Origin of the sequence: Flavisolibacter tropicus, assembly GCF_001644645.1 — a bacterium.
Classification (GTDB): Bacteria; Bacteroidota; Bacteroidia; order Chitinophagales; family Chitinophagaceae; genus Flavisolibacter; species Flavisolibacter tropicus.
Map to the genome: position 1 here is coordinate 1,523,889 of NZ_CP011390.1, position 20,802 is coordinate 1,544,690.

18 protein-coding genes are annotated in these 20,802 nt (G+C 39.6%); 5 read left to right on the top strand and 13 right to left on the bottom strand.

Going from position 1 to position 20,802, the window contains the following annotated elements; all coding sequences use genetic code 11:
- Positions 1-273: 273 nt before the first annotated feature.
- Entirely contained in the window at positions 274-2,508 is a 2,235-nt protein-coding gene (gene purL / locus SY85_RS06360; RefSeq protein ID WP_066402567.1) for a phosphoribosylformylglycinamidine synthase subunit PurL, read from the bottom strand.
- A 567-nt stretch (positions 2,509-3,075) separates the two neighbouring features.
- Here purL and SY85_RS25605 point away from each other — a divergent pair.
- Positions 3,076-3,894, top strand: a complete 819-nt coding sequence (locus SY85_RS25605) for a hypothetical protein (protein ID WP_158512940.1) — start codon at positions 3,076-3,078, stop codon at positions 3,892-3,894.
- Between the two features lie 146 nt (positions 3,895-4,040).
- Positions 4,041-6,230, top strand: a complete 2,190-nt coding sequence (locus SY85_RS06370; protein ID WP_066402569.1) for a glutamine synthetase III family protein — start codon at positions 4,041-4,043, stop codon at positions 6,228-6,230.
- Between the two features lie 35 nt (positions 6,231-6,265).
- Here the strand turns inward: SY85_RS06370 and SY85_RS06375 are convergent, their stop codons facing one another.
- From SY85_RS06375 to SY85_RS06405, 7 genes are all read right to left on the bottom strand, one after another.
- A complete protein-coding gene (locus SY85_RS06375; RefSeq protein WP_066409444.1) occupies positions 6,266-7,117 on the bottom strand; it encodes a hypothetical protein in 852 nt (283 codons plus the stop codon).
- Between the two features lie 40 nt (positions 7,118-7,157).
- Positions 7,158-7,700 carry a heavy-metal-associated domain-containing protein gene (locus SY85_RS06380; RefSeq protein ID WP_066402571.1) on the bottom strand — a complete coding sequence of 181 codons (543 nt, stop codon included), beginning with the start codon at positions 7,698-7,700 and terminating at the stop codon, positions 7,158-7,160.
- Positions 7,701-7,718: 18 nt separating this feature from the next.
- Positions 7,719-8,225 carry a heavy-metal-associated domain-containing protein gene (locus SY85_RS25135; protein ID WP_066402572.1) on the bottom strand — a complete coding sequence of 169 codons (507 nt, stop codon included), beginning with the start codon at positions 8,223-8,225 and terminating at the stop codon, positions 7,719-7,721.
- 79 nt (positions 8,226-8,304) lie between these two features.
- Entirely contained in the window at positions 8,305-8,694 is a 390-nt protein-coding gene (locus SY85_RS06390; protein WP_418251534.1) for an HYC_CC_PP family protein, read from the bottom strand.
- A 70-nt stretch (positions 8,695-8,764) separates the two neighbouring features.
- Positions 8,765-10,735 (bottom strand): putative porin, encoded by a 1,971-nt coding sequence (locus SY85_RS06395; RefSeq protein WP_066402574.1) that lies wholly within the window; start codon positions 10,733-10,735, stop codon positions 8,765-8,767.
- Positions 10,736-10,777: 42 nt separating this feature from the next.
- Complete coding sequence (locus SY85_RS06400; RefSeq protein WP_066402575.1) at positions 10,778-11,599, bottom strand: purine-nucleoside phosphorylase; 822 nt, start codon at positions 11,597-11,599, stop codon at positions 10,778-10,780.
- 30 nt (positions 11,600-11,629) lie between these two features.
- Complete coding sequence (locus SY85_RS06405) at positions 11,630-12,439, bottom strand: hypothetical protein (protein ID WP_148661126.1); 810 nt, start codon at positions 12,437-12,439, stop codon at positions 11,630-11,632.
- A 585-nt stretch (positions 12,440-13,024) separates the two neighbouring features.
- On the opposite strand from SY85_RS06405, the gene sucC reads away from it, so the two are divergent.
- A complete protein-coding gene (gene sucC, locus SY85_RS06410; RefSeq protein WP_066402580.1) occupies positions 13,025-14,242 on the top strand; it encodes an ADP-forming succinate--CoA ligase subunit beta in 1,218 nt (405 codons plus the stop codon).
- A gap of 498 nt (positions 14,243-14,740) precedes the next feature.
- Positions 14,741-15,229, top strand: coding sequence for a GNAT family N-acetyltransferase (locus SY85_RS06415; RefSeq protein WP_066402581.1), 489 nt, complete (start codon positions 14,741-14,743; stop codon positions 15,227-15,229).
- 350 nt (positions 15,230-15,579) lie between these two features.
- On the opposite strand, the gene SY85_RS06420 is transcribed toward SY85_RS06415, so the two are convergent.
- From SY85_RS06420 to SY85_RS06440, 5 genes are read right to left on the bottom strand one after another with little or no spacing between them, the layout of a single operon-like run.
- Entirely contained in the window at positions 15,580-16,230 is a 651-nt protein-coding gene (locus tag SY85_RS06420; RefSeq protein WP_066402582.1) for a SprT-like domain-containing protein, read from the bottom strand.
- The gene (locus SY85_RS06425) at positions 16,223-16,621 is read right to left on the bottom strand and encodes a hypothetical protein (RefSeq protein ID WP_066402583.1); all 399 of its coding nucleotides are present in this window, start codon (positions 16,619-16,621) and stop codon (positions 16,223-16,225) included. Before SY85_RS06425 ends, SY85_RS06420 begins: the two co-directional genes overlap by 8 nt.
- On the bottom strand, positions 16,608-16,847 hold the full coding sequence (locus SY85_RS06430) for an AtpZ/AtpI family protein (RefSeq protein WP_066402584.1): 240 nt from the start codon (positions 16,845-16,847) through the stop codon (positions 16,608-16,610). Before SY85_RS06430 ends, SY85_RS06425 begins: the two co-directional genes overlap by 14 nt.
- Positions 16,822-17,226, bottom strand: coding sequence for a bactofilin family protein (locus SY85_RS06435; RefSeq protein ID WP_066402585.1), 405 nt, complete (start codon positions 17,224-17,226; stop codon positions 16,822-16,824). The genes SY85_RS06430 and SY85_RS06435 overlap by 26 nt, the downstream gene beginning before the upstream one ends.
- Positions 17,227-17,237: 11 nt before the next feature.
- Positions 17,238-17,633, bottom strand: a complete 396-nt coding sequence (locus tag SY85_RS06440) for a hypothetical protein (protein ID WP_066402587.1) — start codon at positions 17,631-17,633, stop codon at positions 17,238-17,240.
- A gap of 120 nt (positions 17,634-17,753) precedes the next feature.
- Here SY85_RS06440 and porW point away from each other — a divergent pair, with 120 nt between their 5' ends.
- A complete protein-coding gene (gene porW, locus SY85_RS06445) occupies positions 17,754-20,699 on the top strand; it encodes a type IX secretion system periplasmic lipoprotein PorW/SprE (RefSeq protein ID WP_066402589.1) in 2,946 nt (981 codons plus the stop codon).
- Positions 20,700-20,802 lie beyond the last annotated feature (103 nt).

A 20,802-nucleotide genomic window follows, 5' to 3' on the forward strand; every position in this document is an offset into this window, starting at 1 on the left:
ATAAAGACAGCCTTAATGCTAGCAAGCAATCCGTTGTGTCGCACTCTGAGCTGTTAATGTCTTAGAAATAAAGCGACCAACGGAATAGTAAATTATTCGGGAGGTCATGCAAACCTACACCAATTTTTGGACTGCCAACTTGCTTTTAACAGACCTGTGGAAAAATGGGGATTAACATTATTCCACTATATTGATTAAAAACAAAGTTGCATGGAGTAAAGTAGAGTTTCCTCAATCCATGCAACTTAAAATATTTAGCGAAGTCTTATAGTCTTACAACATTGCTAAAGCACCTTCACTCTCTAAGTCTTTAGATAGGTGCTTTTCAATAGCTGTTAAATAGATATTTTTCCAATAACCTATTTCATTCCAATTTTCGCCATCAATTTGAATAGCGCCACTTGTAACTTTACCGATAGCTTTAAAAGGAACTCCTGCCACTAACCCTTCAAATGCTTCTTTATTTTCTGCAGCTACAGAAACCACAACACGGCTCTGCGCTTCACCAAATAAGAAAGCATCTTTTCTTACTGAAGTATCTGAAGAAATTTCAAATCCTTTATTCTCTGTAAATCCTTTTTCACAAAGTGTTATAAATAAACCGCCTTCACTTATATCGTGAGCGGATGAAATAACGCCCTGACTAATCAGCTCAGCAATTTTTTGCTGTAATTCAAATTCCTTATCCAGATCAAATGAAGGAGCAGGACTCATTTCAACACCCACAATTTTATGCAGGTATTCACTACTGTTGATGTCATTTGCAATCTCACCAATAATATAAATTATGTCTCCGTCTTGCTTAAAGTTCAAGGTCATCTTTTTGTTCAGGTCTTCAACTGAACCTACCATACCAATTGTTGGGGTTGGATATACTGGCCCGTCAGGACTCTGATTGTAGAAGCTTACATTACCACCAGTAACAGGGGTATCAAACTTTCTACAAGCTTCGCCCATTCCTTTTACAGCATGTACAAACTGATAATAAACCTGAGGATCAAATGGGTTACCAAAATTCAAGCAATTGGTTACACCTAAGGGCTTTCCGCCACTACAAACAATGTTACGTGCAGCTTCAGCAACAGCAATCATTGCACCTTTATAAGGATCAGCATGCACATAGCGGCTATTACAATCAACTGTAACAGCTAAACCTTTACCAGTTTCTTTTACAACTACAATAGCTGCGTCTGTAGGGGCATTGGTAGAAGCATTTACTGTTCCAACCATACTATCGTATTGATCATACACCCAACGCTTAGAAGCAATTGTTGGCAATTTTATTAATTGCTCAGCTACTTTCTTTAAATCTTTAGGTTCAGCGATTGAGTTGCTATCAAACTTATTAATCTCTTCAAAATAAGCTGGCGTCTTGTATTCTCGATCATATTGTGGAGCACCACCGCCTAATACTAACTCCTGAGCTGGAATTTGAGCTTCCAACTCACCATTCATATAGAAGCTTAGTATACCGTCATCAGTTACATGACCGATTACGGCACTTGGCAGGTCCCATTTTTCGAAAATGCGTTCTACTTCTTGCTCACGCCCTTTTTCTACTACCAGTAACATGCGCTCCTGGCTTTCACTTAATAAAAGCTCCCAGGCTTTCATATTTTGCTGGCGCATTGGTACTTTATCTAAGTCAATTCGCATTCCTACTTCGCCTTTTGCACTCATCTCTGCAGTAGAACAAATAATACCTGCAGCACCCATATCCTGCATACCCACAACTGCACCGGTAGCTATTATTTCAAGGCAAGCCTCTAAAAGTTTTTTCTCCTGGAATGGATCGCCAACCTGTACAGCTGGTAACTCCTCAGCACTTTCTTCTGTAATATCAGCGGAAGCAAACGATGCACCACCTATACCATCTTTACCGGTAGCACTACCAACATACATCACAGGATTTCCAGTTCCAGCAGCTGTAGCAGAAACAGTTTCACCAACTTTTACTACACCAACGCTCATAGCGTTGACGAGAGGATTGGTATGGTAGCAATTTTCAAAATAGATCTCGCCACCTACTGTTGGCACGCCAAAACAGTTACCGTAATGACTAATACCATGTACAACGCCTGCTAATAGATGTTGCGTTTTACCATCCTTTAAATTTCCAAAACGTAAAGAATTTAACGCAGCAATTGGACGGGCTCCCATTGTGAAAATATCACGGTGAATACCACCCACGCCCGTTGCAGCACCTTGAAATGGCTCAATAGCAGAGGGGTGATTATGTGATTCAATTTTAAAAACAACACCAAAGCCATCACCAATATCCATTAAACCTGCATTCTCTTCGCCGGCCTTTACCAGCATTCTGCCACCTTCACGAGGTAAGGTCTTTAACCACTTAATTGAGTTCTTGTAACTGCAGTGCTCACTCCACATTCCGGAAAAAGCACATAACTCATTGAAATTAGGAGTGCGGCCGAGTTTCTTTTTAATTAACTCGAACTCTTCTTCTGTTAGGCGAAGCTGCTGGGCTGTTTTTGCTGTAATTTCCATGATTGATTAGAAAGCGGCAAAGCTACAATGCCTTCGATTGCATACCTATTTTTTTATTCAAAGCTTGTGGATAATAATTTCTATTTTGCGCAGATTAAACTCTCATATTGATTGGACCACCTGTTGTTTGTAGCTTATTTACTGCTTTTTGCATGGCTGGTAACAAAGATTGACTTCTTTATTAAATCAGGATTAAATTCCACTCAGCTTATCATCCTATTTCTGCTTAAAGTTATTGCTGGTATCTTTTACGGATGGCTTGGCGTTTATTATGGCCAACAGCTGCAGATGGTAGATACCTGGTATTTTCACTATAATGGTCTTAAACAATATCAACTTCTTTTAAACCATCCATTGGATTTCATTACCAGTCTGTTTCACACCAATTATGATGAGGGGTTTTCAAAGTTTTTAGATAGTAAAGACTCCTGGTGGAACGATGTTAAGTATCTTTTCTTTGATAAGTTGCTGGCAGTTTTCAATCTATTCAGCCTTGGCAATTATTATATCAATGTCATTTTCTATTCCTTTTTAACCTTTTTTGGCCCTATAGCCCTTTATAGGGTTATGAAAAACGTTTTTCCCGCTAAAGAGCAGAGCCTACAAATCGCTATATTCCTAATCCCTTCCTTTTTGTTCTGGAATAGTGGACTTCATAAGGATGGGCTTGTTTTCTTAAGTTTTGCGCTGATTTGCTATCATGTATATTTGGGGTTAAAAGAGAAGAAGTTTTCATGGCAACGATGCGCCATCCTCCTTTTAGCCTTGTTTTTAATGATTTTACGCAGTTTTGTTTTAATCATTTTACTCCCAGCGGTTACAGCCTGGCTTATTGCACAAAAGTCAAAGTACAAACCTGTATATGTTTTTGGAGCCACCTACTTTATCTGTATCCTGTTCTTTTTTACAGCTCACTATCTCTTACCCAATGTTAATTTAATGGAAGCTGTTGCGGTCAGGCAACAAGAGTTTTTAGACTTACATGGTAATTCGAGCATAAAAGTTCATCCATTAGAACCCAGTTTTTGGGGTTTTATTAAAAATGCTCCGCAATCAGTTGCCCTAACAGTATTACGCCCCTATCCTACCGATGTACACCATTTCTTTTCCCTCATTTCTTGTATTGAAACACTGCTCTTCCTGTTCTTATATATAATATTCTTCTTGTTTAAAAGAAAGGATATTCATCTTACCCCCTTTCTTCTTTTTTGTTTAACTCTATCAATTACCATGTTTTTAATGATAGGCTATACAGTAAATATTTTAGGGGCAATAGTCCGCTATAGAAGCATCGCCCTACCTTTTTTACTATCGCCGATCATTGCTATGACGGATTGGAAAAGAGTGAAAACATTCATTTATATTAAATTATTTAATAACATATAGTTTTAGAGTAAACTCTTCCGTATTCATCACATCACTTCTGATTTTTTTGACATTTTTTCTACATTAAGCGACACATTTTAGAGTTTTATCGTTTTTTTTATCACTTTTATGCTTCATCTTCTTTTTCTTTGTTGAAAATTTACTTTATGTCGCTTCGCTTTAACGCTTTACAAAACCTCTTTCACTCGGCTCCTTTAGTACAGGACCATCCTACTAAGATTACAGCCATTTTTGCAGAGAACGTTTTTACTCATGAAGTAGCCCGACAATTTTTAAGTGATGAAGCTTACAAAAGCCTAATGGGCTCTATCAAAGCCGGTCAGAAGATTGATCGCGTTATGGCGAATCAAATTGCCAATGGAATTCGCGCCTGGGCCGAAAGCAAAGGTGTTAGCCATTTTACACACTGGTTTCAACCATTGACTGGAACTACGGCAGAAAAACACGATTCATTCTTTACTGTAAAGAGTGATGGTACAGCCATTGAGCAGTTTGAAGGCGACGCTTTGATCCAACAAGAGCCAGATGCTTCCTCTTTCCCAAGTGGTGGTTTACGCGCTACTTTTGAAGCTCGTGGATATACAGCCTGGGATCCTTCTTCTCCTGCTTTTATTATGGATATGGGATTAGGCAAAACCCTATGTATCCCCACTATCTTCGTTTCGTATACTGGAGAATCTTTAGATTACAAAGCCCCTCTTTTAAAGGCCTTAGACGCTGTAAACCGCGCTGCGGTTGACGTTTGTAATTACTTTGATAAAAATGTAACCCGCGTTACACCTACCCTAGGCTGGGAGCAAGAATATTTTGTGGTTGATGAGGGGTTGTACAATGCCCGTCCAGACCTGGTTATGTGTGGCAGAACGGTTTATGGCCATAGTCCTGCAAAGGGTCAACAATTAGAAGACCACTACTTTGGCTCTATTCCAGAGCGTGTTTATGCGTTCATGCGTGATTTTGAAAAAGAATCTTATCGCTTAGGTATTCCACTGCGCACTCGTCACAATGAGGTTGCACCTTCTCAATTTGAGTGCGCTCCTATTTTTGAAGAAGCCAATATAGCAGTTGATCACAACACGCTTTTGATGGATATCATGACCCGTGTTGCTGAACGTCACAAACTAAAGGTACTTCTTCATGAAAAACCATTTGCCGGTATCAACGGTAGTGGTAAACACAACAACTGGAGTTTGGCTACTGATACTGGTGTTAACTTATTAGCGCCAGGTAAAACGCCAAAAACCAACTTAATGTTCCTAGCTTTCTTTGTAAATGCTATTAAAGCTGTACACGATTATAATGATTTGCTAAGAGCTGCTATTGCATCTGCTACAAATGACTATCGTTTAGGAGCTAATGAAGCGCCGCCTGCTATCATTTCTGTTTTCATCGGTCAATATTTATTTAAAGTATTAGAAGATGTAAAACAAAGAGTTGGTGATAAGTTTGACGAGCAAGATGAGAGCATGTTGAAGATGGATATCTATAAGAGTATTCCTGAATTGTTCATGGATAATACTGATAGAAACAGAACTTCTCCTTTTGCCTTCACCGGTAACAAATTTGAATTCCGTGCTGTAGGGTCTTCTGCTAACTGTGCTAACGCTATGACTGTATTGAATACGATCATGGCACAAACACTTAAGCAATTCAAACAGGAAGTGGATAGCTTGATCGAGAAAGGTGAGAAGAAGGAAATTGCCATCATGCATACGATTCGCGAATACATCGTATCCAGCGAAAAGATTTTGTTTGAAGGTGATGGTTATAGTGAAGAGTGGGAAAAAGAAGCAGAACGTCGTGGGCTACCTAACGTTAAAACTACCCCTCTTGCTTTAGATGCAATGGTAACTGAGAAAGCGAAGTATTTGTTTGAGAAGAACCGCATCTATACCCATTCAGAATTGGAAGCGCGCCATGAGATTGAACTAGAGAAATACATCAAAAAAGTTCAAATTGAAGGCCGCTTGATGGCGGAATTGGCAACAAGTCACATTTTACCAGCTGCCATTCGTTATCAAAACCTGTTAGTAAATAACATTCGTGGATTAAAAGAAGTAGGTTTACCAGAAAAGAGCTACGCTAATCAGCGTCAGATCCTGGAAGTTATTTCTGGCCACATCAATAACCTTAGCGACTTAGTAGAGCAAATGATTGAAGCACGTAAAACGTGTAACAACATGACTGATACTCGCGAAAAAGCTATTGCATATTGCGCTGATGTGAAAGAGAAATTCTTTGATCAGATTCGTTATCATGGCGACAAGTTGGAACTGTTGGTTGATGATAAGGAATGGTATTTACCAAAATACAGAGAGTTATTATTCTTACGTTAATACAAGAAAAATCCCGCTCAGTGAGCGGGATTTTTTTATTTTGAAATTGTCTTCTTCTTTTTTCGCTGAAGTGCATTTAAGAAAATGTGTTCATAGCCAATCATGAACTGCCTCCTGGAAAGCCGATAGATATCACTGCTTAGCTCAAAGCGATAACCCAAATTCAATTTACCTGTACTCTTAAAAATAAACTGAATAGAGGGCGCAAGATCAACATAATACGTCTCCCCTTCAAAGCCAAGGTTTCTTCCACCCAACAATTCAGCATACAGATTCACATTTGTCTGATCATAATCAGCATACTCCAAAGGAAACAGTAAATAGCCTGCCGATAAAGAATAGTTAAGTGCCCGATAAGCATACGAGTCTGCTTCAGCACTCTTTTTCGTCTTTTGATTCAGCACTTCCATTATACTGCCCGTACCCGAAATGGCTAACTTATTCCAAAGCTGAGTAGCTATCAACCCGGCCTGTATACCACTTTGGTCGCCCATCATATTAAGCTCATTGTGCTCTAACTGATTACGACTATAAGTAGCAGCAGCAAAAGCAGCCATCCGGAAGTGTTTGTGTACTTCATCATTAGATAAAAAGCGGTATTTACCATATACACGGGCTCCTTCCCATTTAAATTGCTCATCCTGCATGTCAGAAAAGAGAAGCCCTCCGTGAACCATCCACTTCTTATCCAATCCTAACATTACCTCAGGCATATGTCGCTGAACTATTTGACCAGAATGCAATGCGCGCTCAAACATCGAAGTCATTTTTACACTAATTGACTTAGATGGCATATTAGAAGCTGGCTCTGTGTAGGGATACAACTCTTGCGCACAGAGCTGACTGCCCACACTTAGCAAGCCAATCAAAAACAATAAATTCTTCATGATTATAAATAGCCCCTGCGGATGCAGGGGCTGCATTGAATTATATTACAACATGATAAATACGGGCTTGCTCTGCTACGTTTTCCTTGGCGCAGCAGGCTGCTGCCTTGCCAGTTTGTACGCAGGTAAGCTTTGAAGCACTACTCCACTTCTTGAACTCTTTTGCAGAAACAAAGCTTTTATCTACAATACTAAGTGTTGTAGCACCATTAAGCTGTTTGCCTGCTGCATTTAAAAAGTGAAAATATTGCCCTCCCAACTCAAAGTGCTTGTCTTTCTCAATAGTTACATTATTAAGATCAACATTCACTTTTAAGCTTGCCACAGAGAAGCCTGCATCTTGTACGGCTTTACTCAAAGCATCAAAATCTACAGCTGCACCAGACTTAAATGTCAAATTGTATTGCTGATTTTTAATATCCACTTGTACTTTTTCAACAAATGGCACGCCTTCCAAAGCCACTTTTACAGCCTTTGAGCACATAGAACAGGTTAGACCGCTGGCTTGTAGAGAAGCTTTAGAAAATTGCGCATTGGCTTGCATACCTATAAGGAAAGCAGCCAGCATAAGAATACTTTTCATATGAAAGCTGTTTTAAGGTTATGACTTTTTGCAACAAGCAGCGCCTTCTTTTCCAGCACCCGCAGTTTGAGCATCATGACTGCACTTGCCGTCTTTGCAGCAATCCATGCTTGCTGTACACTTACCATCAGCACAGCATTTCTTACATTCTTCTTTTGTGCAGGAAGTACCATCGCAACAGCTCTTCTGATCGCCTACTCTTTCATATTTACAACAATCGTGAAGTTTGTTATAAGCCTCGTCTGTAGCTTTATAATTAGGAGTATCGTATCCAACAGCAGCTATACCTTCCTGGATTTTTGCTTCGTTGGAAGATTTGCTGTTGTATTTAATAGTTAGCGATTTTGAGTCTACATTCCATTGAGCATAGGAAGCTCCGGCATTTTTTGCAGCCGTTTCAATTTTATTCTTACACATACCACATTCACCCGACACTTTAAATGTGGCAGACTTTGTTTGTGCATTTACAAGTTGAGCGAACAGAATAAACAAAGAGGAGAAAAGAACTATTTTAAGCGTTTTCATTTTTTAAATTTTTACTTGAATAAATAATATAACCTGCCTTAATAGCAAAAGCAGCCAATGACTAGATAAAACATTGTGTCTATAGTCTGAAAACGCAATTATTCAAGTAAGTATCCTGTTTAGATAGAAGAGGTGGACCATGTATTCGATCCTCCTGAGTAGAAACTGATTTTATTACAGGCAATAAAAACTCGGGAACAAAAGAAGCGGGAATTGCAGGCGCACTAAACAGGTAAATAGCTGTAGCGGACATAACCTGGTCCTGTTTCAGCTTCATAACCTTTACCTCATCGCGGCAGCAACCATGTTTTTTTTGAGTAGACATGCCGCACTTCTCACACTTCTCCTTTTCAGAAGTTCCTAGCTCCCATGAATGAAACTTGTTCATGCAGTAATGCAGGTTTACAGTAAAACCTGTGCTTACTACAAAGTACAAAGTCAATAATATGGAAGCCGCAAACCTCTTCATGAACGTAACAAAGTTATAGGAGCTTTATTATAAAGCAAACCTGATTTTTGTCAAGGATCAAGATTAAGTATCAATTAACAAAGCTCCAGAAAATCCCTAGGCGTAGCACTAAGCCAGGATAAGGGTAATCGGGTGCAGAAAAGTTTTCATTTGTGAACGTAATGCCATTTGAAAACTTAAATGCATTCAAATTTTCCGCTCTTATGTATGCCTGGAAACCACGAATGCGGAAATTGAAATAAGCATGGATATCAGGCTTGTTCTTAATAGAAGTAGTATCCTGAAATACAAACTGTCCATTGACAGGCGAATAGTTATCTGCATCAAAAGGTGTATGATAGCGAATATCAATCCCGGTAGACATAAACAGGTTTCTAAAGAAATTACCCTCAAATGCTATGCGGTTACGTGTTAAAAACAAAGGAACATTTACATCCACATTACCGGTTTTCTGCTGCAAATATGCCTCCATGTACCAGTTCACATGACGTGCAACTTTGAATGTTTTAAAAGCGCTAATACGTAATATGTTGAATAAGGCACTCTCCTGCTCTACGGTATAAAAGTTTTTATAATAGAGGTAGTTACCCATTAGAAAATAATCGCCCCCGAGACTAAGCTTCAATTTAGGGTTTGAAATGGTTGCAAAAATGTGGGAGGTATTTTCTTTATTCAACGACAATGTTGGATTAAAGTTAAAACTACTCAGCCCTTTTTGAATATACGCCGGAGATCGGTTACTGTTTTCAAAACCTACTTGTAGACTACCTAACTTGCTACTAAGCAAACGCTGCAAGCTTATATAGGCATGATAGTCGCCTTGATTGTATCCACTAACATGCAAACGTCCGGATGCTAACATATCCCATTTCTGGTTTCGGGTACGGTTGCGATACTCACCATGTAAAACGGTATTGACAAAGTTTTCTTTGTTACCGTCCTTCACCTTTCCATTTAACAATTGCAGCTCTGCCCCAAGCTTTAAAAACTGTTGCAGGTTCTTGGCATCTGGGAACGTGTAGATGGAAAAGTCATTATTTAACTCACGCCAACGGTCTTGTAAATACACTGTATCCCCTGTGTGTAATTGAATATTATAGTAGGCGGGATAATAGGTTGTATCAACTGAATAATCCTGAAATGTATAGCGGTTGCGGCGATACTGGAAAGTATGTTCAAACCGGAGGCGCGGATAAAACAACGGTATAACAGTTGAATCCGTTACAATTGAATCTTTCTTACCGAAATCATATTGCTGACGGAGCAATCCAACAAACTCGCGGTAATCATTACCTGTAACCAAGCTTACACCGAACGGAGTACGCGTATAATCTTCGTTTTGAGGGCCAAACTTGGTAGGAATTGAAATCCGTTCTTCAAACACAGGATCATCCATATAGTTCCTGTCATTACGAATGCCACCATTTTCAGCTACCTGTAGCTTATTACCAATTAAGGCAACATAATTATTGTAACGCTTATTGGGTGATTGATACCAGGAAGTAAAGAGATAATTATTGTGATTCGAACGTTGGTTTTTCAAATACCCGGGACTATTGATCAATCGATAGTGCAATCCAATATTCCAGTAAGGTTTAAAGTTTTGCGTATGATGTACTTGAATGATTTGCTGCGTTTTGCTTCCTAATAAATAGGCCAGCTCTGTATAAGGCCGGGTAGTATTAAAAAACTGAATCTTATCTGCTGTCCATTTATATAAATCCAAAGCATGAAACCCGGGATCAAAACCAGTACGAATAATTGGAGCAAATAAAATGGAATGGGCCGCTGTACCCGTATTACCTAAATAATTATAAGTAGTGGGAACCGGAAATCGTCGATAAAAATCGTTAATGGAGGAGTCCAACGAATAACTGCGTGTAGAGTCCAGATAACGGGCACTAATAGTTATACTGTCCTCAAACTTATTCCGACGTTGTAAGCTATCATTGTTTCCACCACCGCCGCCACCTTTAAAGCGGTTACCAATATCCCGAATAACGCCTTGCGCTTGTACACCAGGTGCACTAAGCAAGAGCATTAAAGCAAAAAGGAGTTGGTATATACGTTTAATCTGCACGAATTAATTGACGCTTCTTATTAGCTCACGAAATATAGTAGAGAACTTAGGTTCTGCTGCTGTTGCTGCTTCCAAAACCTCTTCATGCGTTATAATGTTATCTTCCTCACGGATACCGATATCAGTAATTACGCTCATGGCAAATACGTCCATACCCATATGTACAGCAGTTATTACCTCCTGAACGGTACTCATTCCTACCGCATCTCCACCTAGCACATGAATCATTTTATACTCAGCCCGTGTTTCAAAAGTTGGACCTGTAACACCAAAGTACACGCCTTCTTTTAATTCAATACCTTGCTCAGCAGCTATTGCTTTAGCTTTAACAATTAATTCTTTTTTATAGGGCTCGCTCATATCAGGAAAACGAGGTCCTAAGCGATCGTCATTTTTACCCAATAGAGGATTTACAATGGCCAAGGAAATATGATCATTAATGATCATTAAATCCCCTACTTTCAAACCAGGCTTAACCCCACCAGCGGCATTTGAAATCAATAATGTAGTAACACCCAATAGTTTTAAAACTCGAATGGGAAATACAACTTCCTCTGCCCGGTAGCCTTCATAAAAATGAAAGCGGCCAGCCATAGCTATTATAGGTTTATCGGCAATTGTACCAATGATCAACTTACCATGATGTCCCTCAACGGTAGACACCGGAAAGTGTGGAATATCCTCATAGGGTATTTCCTTTTCAATTACAATTTCTTTGGTAAAGTTTCCTAAGCCACTTCCCAACACCACTGCTGTTCTAATGGGTTGAGAAATCAACGGTTGTAAAAAAGCCGCGGCTGCTTGCAGTTTTGAATATGCGTCCATAAAAAGTGCCGCAAAGATAACCTTACTGTGTTAATATGGGTATTTATATAAGTCACAATATTCTTCATCACACACCAGCTTACGCCAGACGGGGTGTTGCCACACATCTTTGTAATCATACCATCGCCCATTGACCTTTATCTTGTTGTACACCAAACGTGTACCATGACTATAATCGGTATACCAATTGGCATGCCCGGTGTAGAGAGGCTGAATAGGTTTTCCATTTAACTGGTGCCAGCCATAGATAGCGACTTTATCAAGCCGATTTTCCTTAACCAGTTTCCCGGTAGTAACAATATCCTTCTTAATTCCACCTATTAAACCTTTCTGCCCTTTTCGCTGGCCTTCTATGATCAGGTGATGTTGATACATGGTGGGTGTGCTATCCCGAAAGGCAAACATAGGTACAGGTTCCAGCTTTACTTTTGCGGCTGCATAAATAGCATCGACCAGTTTTCGCGTGGGTAGAAAACAATGGAATTGATCAGCCAGTTTCTGCGCTGTTATAGGCGTAAGACAAACCCGCACCCAATCTGTATTCGTTCCCACACTCAAATAATCTGGTGTTACATATATAATAGCTTTTATCGTTTTCTGACTGGCCGTATCGAAAAGTTGTAAATGTACAGGTGTCAATTGCTGTAAGAATGAAGGCATATTTCCCTTCGAAATCTCGGCAATAACCATGGAATCTCTTTTTCGCCAATCATTGGCTGCGCCCTCTTTAAATAAAATAGTACCCGCCTTTCTATCTGAAGTTGTTTTTTGTAAAACCAGCTTAGGAGCAGACGAACATCCTATAACAATAAATCCTAAAAAAACTAACAGCCCTTTCATACTGGAAAGATCATAAAAAATATACATGAGTTGACAAAAGACAAAAAAATCAAATTAGACAAAAGCTGCCTTTCTGATTTTGCATTGACATATTCAATAAGGTGTCGAATTAAATAACCACTATACTTACCTTATTGTGCGCGGCTTTGTTTCGATATTTATGATCTTTTTCTTCCCTATAACACACATTTATCCTGTATATATCTCGTCTCTATTAGGGGCGAGATATATACGAGATATATACGAGTTATATACGGGTTATATACGGGTTATATACGAGATATTGCAGAATGAGGGCAGGCAATAAGCAGGTTACTGGCTATATGCGCAGTTTCTATTTATAAAAGGACTGTTTTATCTAACAGTGGGTCCTTTCTTAATATTGGTAATCAACCATCACTTCTTCTGCTGGCCCTCCCTCCTAAAAGCAGGACAGAAGCAGCTGAAAACCCGTCATCAGCAAACGCTTTGTTTATTCAAAATTGAGATTTGCTTATTGGCAGACTGATTCTCTTATCTTTGCCGCAAATTTTTAACATGAAGTGCAGAAAGCATTTCATCTAACCTTAATTAAATTATTTACAGATGAATTTGCACGAATACCAGGCAAAAGAACTGTTGAAGAAATACAATGTGCCTGTGCAAGAAGGATTCGCTTGTAGCACACCTCAGGAAGCCGAAGAAGCGTACCGTACCATTAAGACTACTTACGGCAGCAGCTTTGCTGTAGTAAAAGCTCAAATTCATGCGGGTGGTCGCGGTAAAGGGAAGATCCGTGAAACAGGCATCAACGGTGTGAAAGTTGCTAAATCGCTGGAAGAAGTGAGCGATTTCGCTACAAAGATCTTAGGTGGTACACTGGTAACCATTCAAACAGGCGAAGCTGGTAAAGTGGTAAATAAGATTTACGTAGCGCAGGACATGTACTATGATGGTCCAACTGAGCGTAAAGAATTCTATCTGTCTATCCTTTTAGATCGTTCTAATGGTCAGAATGTAATTATGTACAGCACAGAGGGTGGAATGGACATTGAAGAAGTGGCTCATAACACTCCTGAAAAAATATTTAAAGAGTGGGTATACCCAGGTGGTGGCTTAAACGGTTACCAGGCTCGTAAGATTGCTTTCAACCTTGGCTTGAGTGGTGAAGCATTCAAGAACATGACCAAGTTCGTTACCAACCTGTATAATGCTTATATCGGTTTGGATTGCGCTATGTTGGAAATCAACCCATTGTTTAAAGCTGCTGATGATAAGATCGTAGCAGTAGACTGTAAGATGGGACTGGACGACAACTCATTGATGCGTCACCCAGACCTGGCACAACTGCGCGATATTTCTGAAGAAGATCCTACAGAAGTAGAAGCAGGTAAATACAACCTGAACTTTGTGAAACTGGATGGTAACGTAGGTTGTATGGTAAACGGCGCTGGTTTGGCTATGGCTACAATGGATATGATCAAATTAAGTGGTGGTGAGCCAGCTAACTTCCTGGACGTAGGTGGTACAGCTAACGCTACTACTGTAGAAGCAGGTTTCCGCATTATCATGAAGGATCCTAAAGTAAAAGCAATCCTTATCAATATATTCGGTGGAATTGTACGTTGTGACCGTGTGGCACAAGGTGTAATTGACGCTTATAAAAACATGGGCAATATCGAAATTCCAATCATTGTACGTTTACAAGGTACCAATGCTGAGGAAGCCAAGAAGTTGATTGATGAGAGTGGTTTAAAAGTGCAGTCAGCTATTTTATTAAGTGAAGCAGCTGCATTGGTAAACCAAGCAGTTTCAGCAGCATAAGTTTCAACAACTGATTCTTTATAAAACCCAGCTAATCAGCTGGGTTTTCTTTTTTTCTAGTACTTGCTTCTACACTTATAGTAATAAGCAAAAAAATTCCCCTCTTAAGAGGGGAACCCAGTTTCATCAGGCGCGGACAGATTAGGTTAATTGTTGCTGGCAAAACGCCTGGTTTAGTTTTTCATAAGGATTGGAAGTTGGTTTTTCGGACTCGGATTTTTTTGGTTTTTCGGATACTTGATTAGCTTTTCATGGCTATTGGATAATGTTTCCGAGAGAAAAGTTAAAATGGTTTCCATCTTTTTATTATAGGCAGTCGACTTTGTTTATACCACTAACTGAAAGACTTAAAACCCGCTACAGGATTGCACTTAGCCATTTGAACATAGGAATTTTTATATACATATGATTAAAAATCAATGCGTTATTATTTAGAATTTATAGTCCATTTAAAACAATCATTTTACCAAGACAGTTGGTTAAAGTAACATTGCATTCATGCTTACTAATGTTCAAATCAGACCCATTCAATTAAATGATAACCCTGGCATTGCACAGGTTATTCGAACTACCCTGGAAGAATTTGGTGCCAATAAACCAGGTACGGTTTACTTTGATAATAGCACCGATCATCTCTTTGAACTGTTTCAGGTGCCAGGTGCTATTTACCATGTAGCAGTACTTGATGGCGAGATTATCGGTGGCGGTGGCATCTACCCCACGGAGGGCCTACCCACCGATACATGTGAACTAGTAAAAATGTATGTGCTTAAAAAAGTAAGAGGCATTGGTCTGGGACGGGCTCTTATTCAAAAAAGCTTAGACTATGCGAAAGAGGCTGGTTATAAAAATGTGTATTTAGAAACAATGCCTGAACTGCAGCAAGCATTGGCCACCTATCAAAAGTTTGGCTTTGAGTATATCAACCAGCCATTGGGCAATTCCGGCCATTTTGGTTGCGACTTGTGGATGTTGAAAGAGCTGTAAAGACCGATTTCAACCAGAGAGCGCTTCGCGCTGATTGGTGTCACGCAGAGGCGCTAGGAACGCAGGGAAAAAGTTTCGCACAGAGGAAAGGGGAAAAGGAGTAGGATTTCACGCAAAGATTAAAAGGCGTTAAGAAGCACAAAGAGTAATAAACAAGAAACAAGGAATGATGAAAGTAGAAGGGAGAAAATGTTCAATGAAGAAATAGAACTATAAAACAAAAGCACTCAGATTAAAAGAGTGCTTTTGTTTTATAATACGGTTTGAACTTCTGATATTGTGCGTTGGCCCTACTCACCGCTCACCAATGACCATTCACGAGCTTGGCTTCTTCCGCGCTGCCTTACCCTTTAAGGGCCGGGGGTGAGCAAAGGGCCGTGTCCAGTAAGTTCTTCTACCTCATAAACTGGGCTAAACAAGTACAAGCGTCCAGTCTTTACTTCTACGCATTTAAAGCGTTTGCGCATCTTCTCCCCTTTCTGAAATATGCGGCCGTCGTGTGTTTTAAAAAGTGCGTTATGCAATACTTCCTCCACCATCTTTAAGTGACTAGGGGTGTCATCATAATTTTTTAACGTACGCAGTAATATTTCGTCTGCACAACTGCTAGCGGCGGGGTTGTGCAACGTCCTTAAAAGAGCCTGTTTTATATCATCAGGGAAGGTGCCGTTTTGTATAAATTGTGCCAGCAACTGGCCAAAGATGCTTTTCCATTCTTTACCATGAGAGGCTACACTATTGCCATATTGCTCATACTGAAGCAGGTGAGCAATTTCGTGTATTAAAGTGATCAGGAAAGCATATGGATTTAAATTCCCATTGACACTGATACGGTGATTTTTATCACGGGTGCGGTGTCTATAATCGCCTAAAATGCTTTTCCTTTCCTGGGCAACTGTCAAATGCACCTTATACTGGTGCAAATACTGCAAAACAGGCTCAAAGGTATTAGGTGGCAGGTAATCCTGAAGTTTATGGATTGGTGCCTCTTTTTTAGCCATTGGGATTCTTCTTCAGCAGCTTTGTCAACGAACTCACCTCCAAAAACGTGTACAAAAGGTATAAGCCCATTAAAGCAAATAAAGCCGGTTTGTTTAAATCTTTTTTATAGATCGCTATATAAACTAAGGCAGCAATCATACAAGCAAATAGTTTTATTGTAATACTGCCAAATACACCTCGCACAAACGCATGCGGATTAGTGCTTTTCAAACTACGGATAGCAATCAACGCAGAAACGATCGTAACTAAAAACAAGATTAGATTTCCAATAATCAATACATTTTGATCAGCCCCCCAGCGGGCAAGCATAGATTTCCCAGAAATAAAGAATGCATTAAGTGCAATAAATAGAAATAGAATAACAAACAGCGGCCGTCTACGATTCTGCATTCGTCTTGTTTCGTTTAGAGGTTTCTTTAATCAATTTATAAATCATTAAGCAGAGCACAACAAACGGCAGTATCCAAACCAAGAGTGGTAAGGGCGCCTTTAGCCATGCATCTGCTTTATAGCCAACAAAAACGGCAATTCCCAAGGCAGCAAAGATCTGGCTACCCAAACCTGCATAACGCATGAGGTCGGAAGAAGGTTTATTTTGCTTTTGCTGGTAACTCATTTTCAGTCATTTGCACAATATTGGCTACTGCAGCTCCCATCTGGCAATGGCCATTAAAGGTGGTGGTGGGGTCTACTTGTAATTTAGCTGCTGTAATATTGCCTTCTATGGTTCCTTCAGATTTTAACTGAAGCAGGTCTTTTACAATAATATTACCTTTCACTTTTCCAGTAATATCTGCCTGTTGCCCCTCTATATTTCCATCCACAAAACCTGTGGGTCCCACTATGATCTTAGCGTTGCAACGAATATTACCTTTAATAGTTCCATCTATCCGAAGGTCATTATCACTAATAACATCTCCCTGAAAGGTAGTGCCAGCGCTGATTAGCGTAGCGCTATTAGGTGTACGGTCGTTTGGTTGTTTTTCTTTAAACATAAGATAGCGGTTTAGTCGTTAGAAAATTCTTCTTGAGGAAGTTGCAATTGAGTGGTGTCCAAATTTTGGTTAGCATCGCCACTTAGCACCTTTTTAACGTCATTAATATACTGCGTTTGAAAGTGTATCTGTTTTTCTAGTGAATCTGTAACATACTTCAATTGCCGGTATTCTCTACCTATACTTGCACTTCCGTAACCGGGAATATAGTATTTCAACGGGGTAAATACAACTAAAGCCACTGTTAAACCAACCAATAAGACAAAAAGGGTACTAAAAGCTATATAAACACTCATACGAGAAAGGCGGAATGTGACCACTTCTTCATAGGTATCATCATTCATTATCACCAACCGGTATCTATTCTGCAGACGTTTTAAGGTGGAGCCTGCTTCCATTTTGGCCATAGTACGATATTGAGCTTTAAAGGTAGCGTAAACAATGTCGCAAGGTCCAAAATTTATCCTATCTTTTATACTAAATTGTTTGAAAATCAGTTATTACTCTTTTAGTTTGCGCTTTTGATCATGGTATTTTCACGATATATAGTTCGCTTTTTTTGCCTGCTTTTATTAACAATTGCCTATAATACTTCAATAGCGCAACTGGGTTTTGATCTGGATATCAAAAAGCCAGAACCCTATGATAACCGAGAATTAAAATCAGAAAAAACAACTACTACCAAGCTAAAAGCCCCACAACGGTTTTTTCAAAACACCTATACTCACTACAATTACTTTTATAATTCAAAGACAAAGCTTAATAACATACTGGAGCGGGCCAAAGAGGCTCACCGGGACAACTATGCAACCCTCCTTCCCTTTTACAACTATTCCTTATCGGTTACCGCACAGGACAGCGTTCAACTAGACTCTGTGATCTATAAAGCAAAGACGGGCATAGTTTTGCATGACTTACGAAACGACTGGATTGATGACCTATATCTTTTATGGGGTGTTTCCTACTACATGAGGCAGCAGTTTGACTCCGCCTACCAAATGTTTCAATTCATCAATTATGCCTTTGCCGAGAAAGAAAAAGATGGTTATTATAAATACATAGGCAGTCCAGCAGATGGTGCTAAAACTACAAGTATTGTAACTAAAGAAAATGAAAGTGTTCTAAATCGAATGGTGGCTGACCCTCCTAGTAGAAACATTGCACTTATATGGTTGGCCCGTACACAAATACAACGAAAAAATTACGCCCAATCAGGAAGTCTATTGGCTTTATTAAAAGCAGACCCTTTCTTTCCTGAACGATTAAAAGGCGCCTTAGAAGAAACACAGGCATTTTGGTTTTACAGACAAAACATGTGGGACAGCGCTGGAAGCCATTTAGTGGCAGCCTTGGGTGAAGCAAAGAATAAACAGGAACGTGCGCGTTGGGAGTTCCTGGCAGGTCAGCTTTTTGAACGCTCTAGTCAATCAGAGAACGCAGCAAACTATTATACTAAAGCCATTGGCCATACAACAGATCCTGTATTGGATATTTACGCACGCCTTAATCTTGTACGAATCAATAAAGAAGGTGGTAATAACTATATAGACAAGAACATTGAGGCACTCTTAAAAATGGCCAAAAAGGATAAATATCAAGATTACCGAGATGTTATTTATACAATGGCTGCTCAGATGGAAATTGAGCGACAAAACTTTGAGGCAGCGCAACTGTATCTTGCCCAAGCAGCTAAGTACCGTACAGACAATATAGAAGCCAAGAACAGCGCCAATATGCAATTGGCAAATCTTGCTTATGATCGTCATGACTATATACATGCCGCAGCTTATTATGATAGCATAAACATCCAAGAGGTCTCAAACGAAGACATTGACCGCTTAATAGAACGCAAAACTAATTTATCGCGCTTAATAGCTCATCTGAATATTATACAACGACAAGACAGTTTACAACACATAGCTGCGCTGCCTGAAGAAGAACGTGATGCTATTGTCAAAAAAATGGTGCGTCAGCTCAGAAAACAGCAGGGACTTAAAGATGAAGAACCTACCAAAGCTGCCGTGATAGCTGGCCCATCTTCAGATGCCTTTACTATACAGCAGCCTAAAGGCGATTGGTATTTTTATAATGCTAGTTTAAAAACAGCAGGAGCAAGCACATTTAAGCAAGTTTGGGGCAACCGTCCTAACGTAGACAATTGGCGACGCCAAAGTGAGATAACAGCCCAACTGAATAGAAACAATCCATCAGCGAATTCAAAAGGCGGTATAACTAGCACCGGTTCAGTGGACAATAACTCAAACTCCCCCAGTTATGAATCCCTGATAAGCCAATTACCCTTAACGCCAGAAGGCCTACAACGATCTAATGACAGCATCTCAAGAGCCCTCTTTAGTTCGGGTAGTATGTATGTGAATCAGCTTGAAGATTATCCATCAGCTATTACCACACTTGAACAATTGCGCAGCCGTTTTAAAGAAGGGTATGACGAAGCACAAGCACTGTTTCATTTATATTACAGCTATACCAAGGTAGGCGAACCAGCCAAAGCAGCCAGCATTAAAAACCTCCTAATAGAAAAATATCCAAATAGTAGGTATGCATCTATCTTGACAACAGGGAAAGACCCTCAATCCTCAAAGCCAAGAGAAGATATTACCAAAACTTATGAAGGCATCTACGATCTGTATTTGGAAGGAAAGTTTTCAGAAGCTCAGGAAGCTAAACGTAAGGCAGATAGTATTTATCATACCAACTACTGGTCTCCACAATTACTCTATATAGAAGCGGTATATCATATTAAACAGCGGGAAGATAGTGTAGCACAAGAAAAGCTAGCCATGTTAATTGAACTTCATGGAGGAACGCCAATAGGAGCAAAAGCTAAAAATTTAAGTAATGTACTGAGCCGTCGCAAAGAGATTGAAACTGAATTGGCCAATCTCCAAATAGAACGCCCGAAAGAGGACACCATTTATATAGAACCAATGCCGACGGCGCCAAATGTTGTAAAGAAAGAGACCGTAAATGCCCGTCCAAAAGATTCAATCGTTATAGCACAACCAGTTGCAGCTAAACCTGTGGTTGATACTACCACACGAAAAGCTGTTGTAACAAAACCCGGCTCACCATTCAGTTATAAGCCTGATGCCCAACAATATGTGGCGGTCATATTGAATAAAGTAGATGTCGTTTTTGTTAATGAAGCTAAAAATGCATTTAACCGTTATAATAAAGAACAATTCTACAACCTCCCCTTAGAAACTAACCTTGTTAATATTAACGATGATGTAAAGGTGGTTTTAATTGGAAACTTTAGTAGTGCTCAAGGCGCCATTGATTATATACAAAAGACCAAGCCTATTACAGCTAGTGAAATTGTTCCCTGGCTCAAAGGAGGCAAGTTCTCTTTCAGCCTGATTTCTGAAGAAAATCTCCGCATTGTGACCGAAACCAAAGAATTTGATACCTATCTGAAATTTTTGGAGCAAAACTTGCCTGTTAAATTTTAACCTAGCATTACACCCTATTAATTAGCTTTGACTTATTCTAAGAGTGTAAGCCTTATGTAAACACATAGGTCAATGCATCATTCTATGAAAACCATAAAACCCT